The organism is Marinomonas sp. A3A (genome assembly GCF_018336955.1).
In the GTDB taxonomy this organism is placed as follows: Bacteria; Pseudomonadota; Gammaproteobacteria; order Pseudomonadales; family Marinomonadaceae; genus Marinomonas; species Marinomonas lutimaris.
Genome location: NZ_CP025532.1, coordinates 1,223,221 through 1,237,850, shown reverse-complemented (window position 1 = coordinate 1,237,850; position 14,630 = coordinate 1,223,221). Strand labels below are relative to the sequence as shown.

Annotated in this window: 15 protein-coding genes and 1 other RNA gene; 5 read left to right on the top strand and 11 right to left on the bottom strand. The window is 42.8% G+C overall.

What is annotated here, in order from left to right; genetic code table 11:
- Positions 1-46: 46 nt before the first annotated feature.
- From CYL31_RS05730 to prfB, 4 genes are all read right to left on the bottom strand, one after another.
- The gene (locus CYL31_RS05730; RefSeq protein ID WP_212917986.1) at positions 47-523 is read right to left on the bottom strand and encodes a prolyl-tRNA synthetase associated domain-containing protein; all 477 of its coding nucleotides are present in this window, start codon (positions 521-523) and stop codon (positions 47-49) included.
- 123 nt (positions 524-646) lie between these two features.
- Positions 647-1,708, bottom strand: coding sequence for a histidinol-phosphate transaminase (gene hisC / locus CYL31_RS05725; RefSeq protein WP_212917985.1), 1,062 nt, complete (start codon positions 1,706-1,708; stop codon positions 647-649).
- Between the two features lie 111 nt (positions 1,709-1,819).
- Complete coding sequence (gene lysS, locus CYL31_RS05720) at positions 1,820-3,322, bottom strand: lysine--tRNA ligase (RefSeq protein WP_212917984.1); 1,503 nt, start codon at positions 3,320-3,322, stop codon at positions 1,820-1,822.
- A 48-nt stretch (positions 3,323-3,370) separates the two neighbouring features.
- A protein-coding gene (gene prfB, locus CYL31_RS05715; RefSeq protein WP_212917983.1) for a peptide chain release factor 2 occupies positions 3,371-4,466 on the bottom strand; the annotation gives its coding sequence in 2 pieces (ribosomal slippage) (positions 3,371-4,393 and positions 4,395-4,466; 1,095 coding nt in all).
- A 144-nt stretch (positions 4,467-4,610) separates the two neighbouring features.
- Here prfB and CYL31_RS05710 point away from each other — a divergent pair.
- The 3 genes from CYL31_RS05710 (at position 4,611) to CYL31_RS05700 (ending at position 5,806) form a co-directional block, all read left to right on the top strand.
- The gene (locus CYL31_RS05710; RefSeq protein WP_012068846.1) at positions 4,611-4,910 is read left to right on the top strand and encodes a cell division protein ZapA; all 300 of its coding nucleotides are present in this window, start codon (positions 4,611-4,613) and stop codon (positions 4,908-4,910) included.
- A gap of 129 nt (positions 4,911-5,039) precedes the next feature.
- Positions 5,040-5,217, top strand: a non-coding RNA gene (ssrS, locus tag CYL31_RS05705) — 6S RNA.
- Between the two features lie 4 nt (positions 5,218-5,221).
- Positions 5,222-5,806, top strand: a complete 585-nt coding sequence (locus CYL31_RS05700) for a 5-formyltetrahydrofolate cyclo-ligase (RefSeq protein ID WP_212917982.1) — start codon at positions 5,222-5,224, stop codon at positions 5,804-5,806.
- Positions 5,807-5,810: 4 nt separating this feature from the next.
- Here the strand turns inward: CYL31_RS05700 and traF are convergent, their stop codons facing one another.
- The 7 genes from traF to astE all read right to left on the bottom strand — a co-directional run bounded on the left by traF (position 5,811) and on the right by astE (position 12,986).
- Entirely contained in the window at positions 5,811-7,241 is a 1,431-nt protein-coding gene (traF, locus tag CYL31_RS05695) for a conjugal transfer protein TraF (protein ID WP_212917981.1), read from the bottom strand.
- A gap of 198 nt (positions 7,242-7,439) precedes the next feature.
- A complete protein-coding gene (kdsB, locus tag CYL31_RS05690; protein WP_249411707.1) occupies positions 7,440-8,258 on the bottom strand; it encodes a 3-deoxy-manno-octulosonate cytidylyltransferase in 819 nt (272 codons plus the stop codon).
- Positions 8,258-8,839, bottom strand: a complete 582-nt coding sequence (locus CYL31_RS05685; RefSeq protein ID WP_212917980.1) for a KdsC family phosphatase — start codon at positions 8,837-8,839, stop codon at positions 8,258-8,260. Before CYL31_RS05685 ends, kdsB begins: the two co-directional genes overlap by 1 nt.
- 3 nt (positions 8,840-8,842) lie before the next feature.
- Positions 8,843-9,709, bottom strand: coding sequence for a 3-deoxy-8-phosphooctulonate synthase (gene kdsA / locus CYL31_RS05680; protein WP_212917979.1), 867 nt, complete (start codon positions 9,707-9,709; stop codon positions 8,843-8,845).
- 74 nt (positions 9,710-9,783) lie between these two features.
- Positions 9,784-10,770: a KpsF/GutQ family sugar-phosphate isomerase gene (locus CYL31_RS05675; RefSeq protein ID WP_212917978.1), complete on the bottom strand. Its 987-nt coding sequence runs from the start codon at positions 10,768-10,770 to the stop codon at positions 9,784-9,786.
- Positions 10,771-10,886: 116 nt separating this feature from the next.
- Positions 10,887-11,861 carry a zinc ABC transporter substrate-binding protein ZnuA gene (znuA, locus tag CYL31_RS05670; RefSeq protein WP_212917977.1) on the bottom strand — a complete coding sequence of 325 codons (975 nt, stop codon included), beginning with the start codon at positions 11,859-11,861 and terminating at the stop codon, positions 10,887-10,889.
- 108 nt (positions 11,862-11,969) lie between these two features.
- Positions 11,970-12,986, bottom strand: a complete 1,017-nt coding sequence (astE, locus tag CYL31_RS05665; RefSeq protein WP_212917976.1) for a succinylglutamate desuccinylase — start codon at positions 12,984-12,986, stop codon at positions 11,970-11,972.
- A 273-nt stretch (positions 12,987-13,259) separates the two neighbouring features.
- Here astE and CYL31_RS05660 point away from each other — a divergent pair, with 273 nt between their 5' ends.
- Positions 13,260-13,796, top strand: a complete 537-nt coding sequence (locus tag CYL31_RS05660; protein ID WP_212917975.1) for an NUDIX hydrolase — start codon at positions 13,260-13,262, stop codon at positions 13,794-13,796.
- Entirely contained in the window at positions 13,753-14,565 is an 813-nt protein-coding gene (locus CYL31_RS05655) for a DUF2927 domain-containing protein (RefSeq protein WP_249411706.1), read from the top strand. Before CYL31_RS05660 ends, CYL31_RS05655 begins: the two co-directional genes overlap by 44 nt.
- Positions 14,566-14,630: the final 65 nt, after the last annotated feature.

The window sequence follows — 14,630 nt, the reverse complement described above, 5'->3', positions numbered from 1 at the left end:
TATAACTCCTTGAACATATTAAACTTCCAGAAAACCAGTTAAACATTTAAAGCTTAATGATCTTACTCACCCTCCCCAAATGCTCAAACAACGTTTTAATATCACTAAGCTTAATAACCAAGGTAGAGGTATTCACCAAGGGGTGACACTGTAATGCCTCGGATTGCCATATATCTTGATCAACAATGAGTTCGACGAAACCATCTGGGTCATTAATGACGCCCAAGATAGACACTGAACCAGGCTTTGTACCTAGGTACTTATCTAGGCGTTCAGGCGAGGCAAAGCTCAACTGTTTAACATCAAGGCAGTCAGACAAAAAATTTAAATCTACTTGTTTCTCATCCGAAACAACAACTAAAAAATGTCGCTTTCCTTTGCGATCTCGCAAAAACAAATTCTTCGTTTTCGCGCCGGATATATGAGTGTTTATAAGATTGGCTTCTTCACACGTATAAACAGGGGCATGATCAAACTTCTCATATGAAATGCTCAACCCATTAAGTGTTTCAAATACATCCATAGCTCACTCTCCAGAACATTCCATAAAAACCTAGCCTAACAAAAAACTAAGAACATAAAAAAAACCGCTCATTTATAAGCGGTTTTTAGGATATAGCGTTTAATACAAACTATAAATAGGCTATTACAAGGTTTTCAACGCAGCCGTTAGCGCCGCCATTTCTTCATCAGTACCAATAGTGATGCGAAGGTAGTTGCCGATGCGTGGTTTGTTGCTACCAAAGAAACGCACAAGGATGCCCAGCTCTTTTAAAGCCAAGTAAATTTGCTCAGCATCCTTGTCTGGGTGTGTTGCGAAAACAAAGTTTGTTGCGGAAGGAATGATGTTGAATCCCAGTGCTTCAAGGTCTTCAACTGATTGCTCACGAGTGGCAATGGTTTTTTCGCAAATCTCTTTTAGATACGCTTCATCTTCCACTGCTGCAGTTGCACCAGCCAAGGCAATCCGATCAATTGGGTAGGAGTTAAAAGAGTTCTTCAAACGCTCCAAACCTTCGATCAAATCTGGATGGCCCAACGCGTAACCAACACGAATCCCTGCCAAGGCACGGGATTTAGACAAGGTTTGCACAACCAATAGATTTGGATATTGATTGATCAAAGACACGGCACTTTGTGCGCCGAAGTCCACGTAGGCTTCGTCTACCAGCACAACCACATCAGGATTCGCTTTTAGAATTGCTTCAATATCAGCTAAAGGTAAAGCTTTGCCCGTCGGTGCATTCGGGTTGGTGATAACCACACCTGACACGTCTAGGTTTTCGTAATCCGCAGGAATGATGTCGAAATCATCATTAAGCGGAATCAGTTTTGGTTCAATGCTATATAAGCCAGCGTACACTTTATAAAAGCTATAGGTGATGTCGGCAAATGCCAACGGCTTGTCTCCAGCAAAATACCCCATGAAGGCAAGCGCCAATACTTCGTCCGAGCCGTTGCCAACAAACACTTGATTAGCGTCTAGCTGATAACTTTTTGCCAAGGCGTTTTTCAGGGTCACGCAGTTTGGGTCTGGGTAAAGACGTAAACGCTCACTGACTTCTAGAGCCATCGCTTCTATAGCTTTAGGTGATGGCGAGTATGGGCTTTCGTTAGTATTTAGCTTGATGTACTTTTTGTCTTGCGGTTGTTCGCCTGGCACATAAGGGTCAAGAGAAGCAATTTTATCTGTCCAAAAACGACTCATGGAATGCTCCGTTGTACGTCATCAAAAATAGAGTATGGAAACAAAATAAGGCCTCAATTGAGGCCTTATAAATACATTAAAATTTTTTATCAGTCACTATCCGGCCTAGGATTAGTCCTGAGGCTTCATATGCGGGAACAACAATACGTCACGGATCGAAGGCGCATTGGTGAACAACATCACCAAACGGTCGATACCAATACCTTCACCAGCGGTAGGTGGTAAACCATATTCTAACGCATTAATGTAGTCTGCATCGTAATGCATCGCTTCATCATCACCCGCGTCTTTTTCTGCGACCTGACGCATGAAACGCTCTGCTTGGTCTTCTGGATCGTTAAGCTCCGAGAAACCGTTAGCAATTTCACGACCACCAACGAAGAATTCAAAACGGTCTGTAATGAAATCATTATCATCATTACGACGCGCCAGTGGAGACACTTCCGCTGGGTACTCAGTAATGAAAGTCGGTTGATCCAATTTGTGCTCTGCGGTTTCTTCGAAAATTTCAGTCCAAAGCTTACCAAGACCCCAAATCGGTTTCACATCGATTTTTAGTTTCTTCGCAACAGCCGTCGCGCCTTCCAGCGTTTCGAGATCTGCAGCAGTCAATTCTGGATTGTAGTGCAAAATCGAATCAAGCATGCTCATACGGACAAACGGCGCACCGAAATCGTATTCAGAACCTTGGTATGTCACTTTTGTTGTACCAAGTACTTTTTCTGCAACCGTGCGCAGCATGTCTTCAGTTAGATCCATTAGATCTTTGTAGTCTGCATACGCTTGGTAGAATTCGATCATAGTGAATTCTGGATTGTGACGAGTCGAGGTACCTTCATTGCGGAAGTTACGGTTAATTTCGAACACACGCTCAAAACCACCCACAACCAAACGCTTCAAGTAAAGCTCTGGCGCAATACGCAAGTACATGCTCATATCCATGGCATTATGATGCGTAACAAATGGACGCGCTGACGCACCACCTGGAATCGTTTGCAACATTGGCGTTTCAACTTCCATGAAACGTCGATCTTCTAGGAAGCGACGAATCGTAGAGATAATTTTTGAACGCATTTGAAAAGTCTCGCGAGATTCTTCGTTTACGATCAAATCAACGTAACGCTGACGGTAACGCATTTCCATGTCAGACAAACCGTGGTGCTTGTCAGGTAATGGACGTAGAGATTTGGTTAGCAATTGCGCTTCTTGCATATCAATATACAGGTCGCCTTTGCCAGATTTGTGCACAGGACCAGAAATACCGATGATGTCGCCCAAATCCCATGTTTTTTGATCAGCCAATAGCTCAGGGCTCAAAGCTTTACGGTTTACGTAAGCTTGGATTTGGCCTGTCATGTCTTGTAGCAACATGAAAGCACCGCGATTACGAATGATACGACCAGCGATGCTCACTTTATGATCTTTTTCTTCTAGATCGGCTTTTTCTAGTTCACCGAATTCCGCTTGAAGATCCTCTGCATACGCATTTGGACGAAATGTATTTGGGTAAGCATTACGTTCTGCACGAATAGCTGCCAATTTACCGCGACGTTCTGCTACTAAGCGATTGTCGTCAGATTGTACTGTGAATTCTGTGTTATTTTCGTTAGCCATGATTTGCTATCTACTCTTTTTCAAATGTTCTAAATAAGGAACGGCGCTTTATAGGCCTTGTTTTAAACTTGCAATAATAAACTGGTCTAAATTGCCATCTAACACAGCACCAGTATTGGAAGTTTCCACTCCTGTACGCAAATCCTTAATACGCGACGCATCCAATACGTAAGAGCGAATCTGACTGCCCCAACCGATATCAGATTTGCTGTCTTCCACAGCCTGTGCCGCTTCGGTACGCTTCATCATTTCAAACTCGTACAATTTGGCACGAAGTTGTTTCATGGCAAAGTCACGGTTAGCGTGTTGAGAACGCTGGTTTTGACATTGCACTACGATGCCCGTAGGAACGTGAGTAATACGTACCGCAGAGTCTGTGGTGTTTACGTGCTGGCCACCGGCACCGGATGAACGGTAAGTATCAGTGCGAATGTCCGCTGGATTGATTTCAATCTCAACGTTGTCATCGATCTCTGGTGAAACAAAGACGGACGCAAATGACGTATGACGACGGTTACCAGAGTCAAATGGAGACTTACGAACCAAGCGATGCACGCCTGTTTCAGTACGCAACCAACCAAAAGCATAATCGCCTTCAAAACGAATAGTCGCGGATTTGATTCCCGCTACGTCGCCTGCAGATACTTCCATCAGCTCAACTTTAAAGCCTTTGTCTTCACCCCAGCGCAAATACATGCGTAATAGAATGTTGGCCCAATCTTGAGCTTCGGTACCACCGGAACCTGACTGAATATCCAAGAAAGCACTGTTCTCGTCCATTTCTTTGGAAAACATGCGACGGAATTCTAACTTGGCTAATAAAGCTTCTAGCTCTTCTAGTTCAAGTTCAACCGCTTCTACGGAATCTTCGTCGTTTTCTTCTACGGCGATGTCTAGCAGCTCTTTGGAATCGTTAACACCGGATTCCATGCTGTCTAGGGTTTCAACAACGGCTTCAAGCGCAGCACGCTCTTTACCAAGTTTTTGGGCGTATTCTGGATCGTTCCAAATAGCTGGATCTTCCAGTTCACGGTTAACTTCCTCTAAGCGTTCTTTCTTTGACTCGTAGTCAAAGATACCCCCGAAGGGTTAAAGCACGAGCTGAAAGGTCTTTTATCTTAGAAAGTATCGGGTTTATTTCCATATTGGCGTCAATTTGCTATAAACAGTGTGGATAAATGTGATTCGGAATTGTAACGAATTTAGTCGCAGCATAAAATGCCATTCGCTACCCAATGATGGAAAAACAGACCATTTTTTGTGGGCCTTGCTATCAAATGGAGTCAATATGGATAAGCCAACCGTTTCAGTCGCCATACTGGGACAAAATTATAAGATAAATTGCCCTAAAGGGCATGAAGCAGATTTGAAAGAAGCTGCTGAGTATTTAAACAATCAAATGCGTGAAATCAAAGCCAGCGGAAAAATAGTCGGCCTTGAAAAAATAGCAGTACTTGCTGCATTGAATATTACTCACGATATGCTTAATAATCGAAAATACGCCCGTTCTAACGAGCAACAGTTGCGAGAACTGACGTCGCAGCTTGATGCGGCTTTAGCGCATGAAACAAAGTTGGTTAACGAATAAACATCTATGGTTTATTTCTTGATCTACTTTTTTGATTGCAAGCGTAGAACACGAATTTTCTTCATACAACGCAGAAAACGATTTGTGCTATTGAGTGATTTCTACAGTGAGTTACTTTATACTGGAATTCGTTTCCTGGGTTGTTCGAAGCGGCTTAACGCCCTTGAGCCTATGAGTAATACCCCGGAAAGAGCCTGCTGGCTTGGTGTGCATGTCCGTGCGTCGGAAAGCCTAAAGAGTCACAGTTCTTTCCACCTTGAACCACTGGGTTCAAGGCCAATAGCCGAAACGGCAACTTGGGAAACTCTTTTATGACCTCTCATCTAGATCCTAGACAGACACTCCGTCGTCAATTACGTCAAACCAGAAGAAGTTTATCCGAAGATGAGCAACTTAGCGCATCTACTAGTTTATTGTCTAACTTCAAAGAACAGCTTAGTTATCTCAATATAGATAACACTCAGCGAATTGCTTTGTACCTCACCAATGACGGTGAGATTTCCCCCCATCTATTGTGCGACTATTTTTGGCAGCAAAATATCCAAACCTATCTTCCCGTCGTACAAGACAAACAACTCTCCTTTGCTCGCTATACTGCTGAGACAATCTGGCAAGAGAATATTTTCGGCATAAAAGAACCAGTAACGCCAGAATATTTATCAGGCAACGAGCTTGATATTGTCTTGTTACCTTTGGTTGGGTTCGATTCAAAGGGCGGACGCCTTGGCATGGGAGGCGGCTTTTACGACAGAACCTTTGCCAACAAAAGAGCCGACGAAAAGCCATTACTAATAGGCTTGGCACATGACTGCCAAGAAGTAAAAAGCCTACCCATTGAAGGCTGGGATGTGCCCTTGCAAGCCATTATTACGTCCAGGCAAACTATTAAAGTGTAGCCACTCAGTAGACGAAACTATAACCAACTGATACATAAGCCCCACTATTGCCATCATCGTTTTCAGGTGCATAAGCAACATCAACGTCTAAGCGCCGATAGAATGTTAGACCCGCAGTGTAATAATTTAGCTCACTACCAACCAAGTTTTTTCTATAGCCAATACGCATCCCCGGTAAAACCCAGCTATCAGTAAAATAGGACAAGGATACCGTCGCCCACTGATATTCATCACCCAATGGATCTGCTATCGCGTTCACATCATAAGATCCTGCTAATGAGAAATGCTGATCCTTGCTTTTTACAGCTGCATCAACCGTCATCTGGGCTTCCATCTTATAAGTTTCGTTTAATGAAAAGACACCTTTTCCAGCAAACCTAAGCGCCGTTTCACAACTGGTTTTATCTGCTCCCGTTAATCCAGAACAGTTGCTGACTAAACCTTTGTAATCAAACTCAGGTTCGTTCACGTTCGCTATTGAAGCGCCTAATTGAAAATTTCGGCCGGTCAAAATAAGCCCTAAATCCAGCGAAATACCAGATGAGACAGAATCTCGACTTAAGAAAAAATCACTATAAGAAACACTAGAGTCGTCATCTTCACTCAATACCGTAAGTTTTTGATCTAAAGCAAGACGATGGAAGTTCAGTCGACCACCGACAATTAGCGCACTGGTTTCTGAGCGAGATACCATCTCACTGTAACCCAAGCTAAAACGAAGATCCGACGCCCTTTTCATATACACAGAGGTATCAGACTCTACATCTGCATCGTCGACATTAACAGTATCAAGATCAGAAGCACTGGTAACTGCTTCCAATTCGTCCACACCCGTGAGTGTTAAATTGTCCGCCAAAACATCAGCCCGCCCGACTAGAGAGGCACTCGCATCTAACGTAAAAACACCACGACGTCTAGTTTTATAAATAATAGGCAAAAAAGGCCCTTGGACTGTGGTCGAAAATTTTGCGTACGTGGTTCGGCTGATATCGGAAATAACCACGTCAGCCGAATCAAGAGAGTCATTAATGTCCGCTAACACCTCATCAATTTTAGCGACCACGAAGGCATCAGGATCTGGAGCCGATTGAGCTTCAGTTTTAATCGCGTCAATATCAATACTAGAAGTAAAGTCCTCATCAAAAATAGCTTCAAGCTCATCTACTCTATCGTTTATGTCATCTACACCTCCGCCCTCAATACCTATCCCTATCGGCCCTAAAAAACCGACGCGGAAGCCTTGTAGATTTGCCATCAAATAGGAAGCAGCAGGATTACCTGCAGCAGTCGATAACGCATGACGATTTCCATAGCTTCCTAACACGGTACTTGAGCCAATAGGTTGATAAACATACATAGAGGCCATAGCTACAGAGCTAGAAACACCCAGACCTAACATTAAACCTAGGTTAAAAATCGTCAAATACTTTCTCATTTGTCACTCTTTTCAATAAATACTGTTTTGTCTAGCGTACAAAACAAAAAAATCAGGCCATAAAAAACCGATAACTTATAAAGCTATCGGCTTTCCTTATCATTTCTTTACACTTTAAATGCAAGATTAGGACACAAAAAAAACGCCAAACCTTATTAAGATTTAGCGTTTTAAATGAAAACTTTTTGAATAAAAAGACTAGATACTATCCAAAGAAAGCTGATATCTGAGCTTTTCCAAGTCTTCTGGCGTATCCACACCATGAGTAGGCAGACCATCCGCCAAAGCCACTTGAACCTTGATGCCTTGATGCAAAAAGCGTAATTGCTCAAGCTTTTCCCAACGCTCTAATGGCGACATAGGTAGATCTGCGTATCTTGCTAATAAACTGGCACGGTAAACATACAAGCCAATATGACGCAGCGCAGGGAAGCCAACTGGCAACATGCCTGTCCTTTCAGGATTACTGGCAAAGCCGTCTCTATCCCAAGGCATAGGTGAACGACTAAAATACAGCGCTCGCTGCTTTTCATCACACACTACTTTCACCACATTTGGGTTAAAGAAATCTTCAACTTGATCAATCACACAAGCGACCGTTGCCATTTCGGCTTCTTTGTCTTTGTTTAAAGCAATGACACTGGAATGAATCAAGTTAACTGGCAAAAAGGGTTCGTCGCCTTGCACATTGACGACAATTTCATCGCCCTGCCAACCCATTTTTGCAGCCACTTCAGCAAGACGCTCAGTGCCATTTTCATGGTCATCACGAGTCATCACCACTGAAGCACCAAAACCTATTGCCGCTTTTTCAATAAGTTGATGGTCTGTGGCAATCGTCACCGATTGCGCGCCAGCTTTTAGTGCCAGCTCATAAACCCATTGCAGTACCGGCTTGCCACCTAAATCAGCCATCAGCTTTTGCGGAAAACGCTGAGAAGCGTAGCGAGCAGGAATCACTATGTGAAAATCAGGTAGCGCTGCAGAACCAATCATTGTATCTAAAGAGTCAGTCATTATTTTTCAAACTCCGGCTTTTGAGCCAATTCATAAGCGTGTTCTAAGGACATTCGAGAGGCTAACACCATGTCAGCGACTTCTCTAGCGACACCTTCACCAGCCGCTTTACTGAGTATAATCGGACAATGACGTTGCAATAAAATATGCGCATCAGCGGGACATAAAGCAACGCCTACCTTAGGCATAACCTGAAGGTCTATCACATCATCCCCTACATAAGCGGCTTCTTCTGGCGTAATCCCCAAACGCGCTACTAACTCATCAAACGCTTCAGCTTTGTTATGACAACCGGGATAGAAATGCTCTACTTTTAGCTCTTTCATCCGCTGTCTTAATGGTGCAGAGTCTTTTGCGGTGATAACTGCAATATGAACGCCCCACTTTGGCAGCAACTTCATTGCCACGCCATCTTTTACATTGAAACGTTTTATTGTTTCACCTTGCTCGGTATAAAGTAGACGGCCATCGGTTAGTACGCCATCCACATCAAAAACCACTAGCTTCAAGGCTTGTAGTTTAGCTAACAAACCTTGATCAGTTGCAAGCGTAGGATAAGAAGAAAGAAAAGCCGCATCCATTTATTAAACGCTCGTATCCAATGTTTCGAAGGTTTTTACCAATTCATCAAGCTGTTTCATCTGCTTTAGGAATGGCGCTAATTTACCCAAAGGCAAAGCACATGGACCATCGCATTTAGCATTATCTGGGTCTGGGTGGGTTTCTAAAAACAAACTAGACAAGCCAAGTGACATACCGGCACGGGCTAACTCTGTTACTTGCGCACGACGACCATCGGCAGAATCTTCACGACCACCTGGACGCTGCAAAGAATGGGTTACATCAAACATGACAGGGAAACCAAACTTTTTCATTTCACCAAAGCCAAGCATATCAACAACCAAGTTGTTGTAGCCCATCATGGTGCCACGCTCACAAAGCATAAGTTGATCATTTCCGGCTTCTTGGCATTTTGTCAGGATATGCTTCATTTCATGTGGTGCTAGGAATTGCGCTTTCTTGATATTGATCACTGCGCCAGTTTTCGCCATTGCCACAACCAAATCCGTTTGACGAGACAAGAACGCCGGCAACTGAATCACATCTGCTACTTCGGCCACTGGTGCACATTGGTGCTCTTCATGCACATCGGTAATCACTGGCACACCAAAAGTGTCTTTGATCTCTTGCAGAATTTTTAGACCTTCTTCCATGCCTGGGCCGCGGAAAGAATTAATAGACGAACGGTTCGCCTTATCAAAGGAACCTTTAAATACATAAGGAATTCCCAGCGCTTGCGTCACTTTCACATGTTCTTCCGCAACACACATTGCCAAGTCGCGAGACTCTAATACGTTAACACCACTGAACAAAACAAAAGGAAGGTGGTTAGCGACTTCAATTTTGTTACCAATTTTAATGATTTTTGATTCTTGAGATGACTGCGTCATGAGAACTCCATTTTTAATCTAGATTTGCTCACTCTAAACACGTCTAAAGCGGCGTAAAATTAGTTGACCCGTTTTTATCGATCGTAAATTTCTAAAATTCCGGACAAGTTTTTCGCATCGTCCACGACCACCAGCAAGGTGATTTTATCGCGCAGCATTTGTTCTTCAGCTTGCACTATCATCACATTTTCATTGATAGTTTTTGGGTTCGGCGTCATCAAGCTTGCCATGCTTTTATGTATCATGCCTTCACTTTCTTTAAGCATGGCACGACGTAAGTCACCATCGGTAAAAATACCCAGCAACTTACCTGTTTCTTGAATCAATACAACGCCCATTCTGCCATGAGTCATGACGGAAATAGCGTCTTTTAATGTGGTTTCTGGCGTGCAAACCGGAAGGTTTTCTTTGTGCATTAGGTCTTTAACACGAGTTAATAGTTTACGGCCTAAGCTGCCACCAGGATGAAAACGAGCAAAATCTTGCGGCTGGAAATTACGGCATTCCATCAAGGCCACAGCCAAAGCATCACCCATTGCAGTTGTCATGGTCGTTGATGTGGTTGGCGCTAGATTATTTGGGCAGGTTTCTTTATCGATAGAGAGGTCTAGTACACAATCACAATGCTTCGCCAAGGTAGAATCAATGTTTCCCACCATGGCAATGCTTGGGTTTCCAAAACTTTTTAGGGAAGGTAATAAACGCATCAGCTCTTCAGTTTCACCCGAAAAACTAATCAGCACTAAGACATCTTCCGGCTGGATCATACCCAAGTCACCATGAAAGGCTTCACCCGGATGAAGAAAGAAACTCGGTGTACCTGTGGAGGCTAATGTAGCGGCAATTTTTTTACCTATCAAACCAGATTTTCCCATGCCACAAATAATGGTACGACCCTTACTTGCAAGAATCATTCGAACGGCTTTTGGGAATTCTTCGGTGACTTGATTAGCTAAATTGGCTAGAGCTTGAGCTTGCGTTGATAAAGTACGTCGAGCACTTTCAATAAGGATATCGGAGTCAGTACTCGAATCGGCACTCAAATTAAATAGATCGCTCATAAAGCCTCGCTGCTCAATGTAATAATCGTAAAGTGGCATCATTATACAGAGGAGGAAGCGGGTCGCCTACCAAAGAGCAAGTTTTCATCACTTACTCTTTGGTGAAGGAGAAGGAATTAACCTAAGCAGCTAAGGAATTGACCACTCAAACTGTCTAAAAATGAGAAGTAGGCATTTGTTCCCATCTTCACTTTGCTGCCCAATGGATCTAAAGGTGCCGTTTTCACGTCAGAACCTTCCAGCAAGGTTTTCACTATAGCAGGACTAAATTGCGGTTCGCTAAAAACACACTGCACTTTGTTTTCTTGGATTTCATGACGGATTTCAGCGACTTTTTTCGCGCCAGGCTTTCGCTCTGGGCTGACCGTAATTTCACCCGCATGGCTCAAACCATAATGCTGTTCAAAATAACTATAGCCATCATGAAAAACAATATAAGGCACTTTATTGACTTTGTTCAGAGCATTACGTATTTCTGCGTCTTTCACACTAAGGCCATTTTCAAACGATGCTAAGTTGTCTTTGTAATATTCAGCGTTCGCAGAATCCAATGACACCAAGCGAGCTGTCACTGCTTTTGCCAATACTCTAGCATTGTCAGGTGATAGCCAAACATGCGGATCAACACCGTCATGATGGTGGCCTTCATGACCTTCGTGCTCGTCATGATCGCCATGCTCTTCGTGATCACCATGCGCTTCATGGTCGTGGTCATGATCTTCTTCAGCTTCGTCCTCATCATGATGATGTTCTTTAGCAAAGTTATGCAATGCCATACCATCCAGAGCAAGCCATTCAATTGACGACTCTTCTTTGCCTGCATTTTCAAGCGGTTTTTCTAAGAAACGCTCTAGTGACTCACCAACCCAGACGACAGTATCAGCATTGATGATTTTCTTAAGATCTGAAGGGCGCATAGCAAAATCATGGGGTGATGCGGTACTAGATACGATCTGTTGAATTTCAGCTTTATCACCTGCAATCGCGGCAACAATCATAGAAACAGGTTTAATACTGGTAACAATTACTGGCTTTGCCAAAGCTAGAGGAGACAGGGCAGACACACCCAACGCAAAAAGAAGTTTATTCATTATTTAATACCGTTAAATTAATGTTATAACGTAACAATACGATATAAAAAAAAGAGATTCAAGCAGTTTGGCTTAAATCTCTTTTTTTACACACGAAACAAGTTTGACTTAACTTAACTGTAAATCGCCAAGCCCTACTGGTCTAACCATCAAGCCTGCGCGCTGCCCAATAGGAAGATTGGTGTTAGGAAATACAATCGCATCTCCTGTTTGCTTGATGTAGTAATCACTTTTATCAGAATGAGCCATGCGATAACCAGCCTCAAACTGAGTAAAGTTTTTTACATCGCCGGCAATACTGAGCTCATAACTGTCGTCGTCTTTTATCAAGCTGTCTAATACACGAAATACATGCAAACTAGACAAGGAAGATTGCGCTAAAACGCCCTTTTCCAGCAATAGAGTCAAACTGGCTTCAAGATCGGCAAAACGCGACAAATCATTTTCACCAAACGGATACACTTTCCCAAGTTCTACCGTAAAAGCATGAGCACCATGCACGGCATAACTATAGTACGAGAAGGTTGTTGTTGGTTGATGCGACAATAAAACAGCATCAATGCCACTTGCAGCCAAGAACGCCAATTGATCTTTATTATAAATGGCATTTTCAACATAGGGATAAACGACAAATTTTTCATGAACAGAACCACGAATCGCAGTATGTAAATCGTAATGCAGTTTTACTTGATCCGTTTTATTTTCAGTAAGCGAATAGAAGTCGCAAACTGCTTGTTCTAGGCGCTTTGCTCTCTTAGCTTCAAAGCCAGCGTATTCTTGCCAAGCACCACGAAATAAACGATTCAGGTTCACATCGCAAAAGCGTTTTGCCAAATTTGCAGCGACAGGATTACCAACTAATATTAGCAGCCGAATATTTAATGGGATCGTACCGTCTAAAATCGCGGTGACCAATTTATTTACTAACTCAATCGGTCCGGTCTCATTACCATGTACACCAACAGACAATACAAGGCTAGTCGCACTAGAATGCTTAGGCTCAAGGCGTAGAATCCCTGTATCTTCAACAAAACCTAGACCACTTGGAAAAGAAACTTCAAAAGGCGCAATACCGTCTTGGTGTGCAAGTGTTAAGGCTAAAAAATCATTGTTTAAAATGGACATCTTTCCTACCAACTTCCCCTATCAATTTCATGGCAAAATACAGCCTAAAAGCAAGCACCTATGATACCGTTTTCCATCAATTAATAAGGTAAATAATGTCAGGCCGTACATAATACGCAAAAATAGGTCGCTTTTTCGACACCTTATGTTCTCAAGCAGGCCTATTATCTTAGGCTATTCCCTTTTCTTTAATACCCAAGAAGGCTTTTCTTTCAAGACAAATGCCGATACCCTTTTGCTTTCTACCAGATTCACTTTTAAATTGAGTATTTTATGCCCGAAAATGACGAAGTCATTATCTTAGTCGACAAAAACAACAAGATAATTGGCGATGTGCCGCGACACTTAATGAATTTTGGCAGAGATTACCATCGTGTCACTTATATTTTGGTGTTCAACAAGGTCGGAAATTTACTCATTCAAAAACGAACTGATGACAAAGCTTTTTGCCCAGGCTTCTACGGCGTAACAACGGGTGGCGTGGTTGAAAAAGGCGAATCTTATATCGATTCGGCCCACAGAGAACTTCAAGAAGAACTAGGCTTCGATGCACCACTCGAAAGCCAAGGCGTTTTTTTTACCGAGGGCGAAGGATTCAAAATATGGGGCAAGATATTTACTTGCCACTATGATGCAGCGATACATGGTGAGCTGACATTGCAGCCCAAAGAAGTCGCTTCTGTCCATGAAATGAGCATCGACAGCATACTAAATAACTCAGAGAAGATGCCATTTACACCCGACTCGCTTAGTGCATTACAGCACTATGCAAACAAACTTACTCAACCTCAGATTGATGATCCGCTTTAGTCCTTTTTGGCTACTAACCTTCTTTATCTCCTCACTCGCCTTGAGTGAGGAGCGCTGGCAGAACGATGCTTATATCCAAGACAGTTTTATTAAAATTGCCTTGGAACGAGAATACAAAGAAACCAAATACCCTAAATTAATCCGCTGGAACAAACCTATTAAGCTGTTCTTTGAAAGTGACAGTGGTGATGCCAACCTGCAAAAAGAATTACTCAGTGTTCACGCCCAACACCTTGCCAATATCACTGGCCTGCCCATCGACTTTACCAATGATCCTAAACAAGCCAATATTTTTGTTATCTTCACCACCTACGACAATATCGAAAACAAAGTCAGACAATATATTGGCGATCCAGAAAAAATTCGCGCGGCACTTAACAAAGCTATTTGCTTAGGCAATTTCAGTCGCAATGGCAAATACGAGATAATCAAGGGAAGTATTATTATCCCTGTCGACTATGCACGCAGAAAAGCACGTTTTTTGGATTGTATCGTTGAAGAAATAACTCAATTACTAGGGCTACCGAATGACTCTAACGATGTTTTTCCATCTGTGTTTAACGATGTCAGCGTAGATACCTATCTTAGTCCACTGGATTATTTACTGCTTAAAGCCCTCTATTCCTCTCATCTCAAACCTGGAATGGACGTCGCACAAACAAAAGCCGCCTTCCCCAAGGTTCTAGCCGAGCTACACTCCAATAAAGACATAGAAAATGCGGCTCAGCGTGTCCAAAAATATAGTCTTAAAACCTATCTAGGTGATTGACCATCCTAGGAAATAAACAATCACCTAGAGACCTTTACTCAAAGCACCGCAACCTTAAAAAGCAC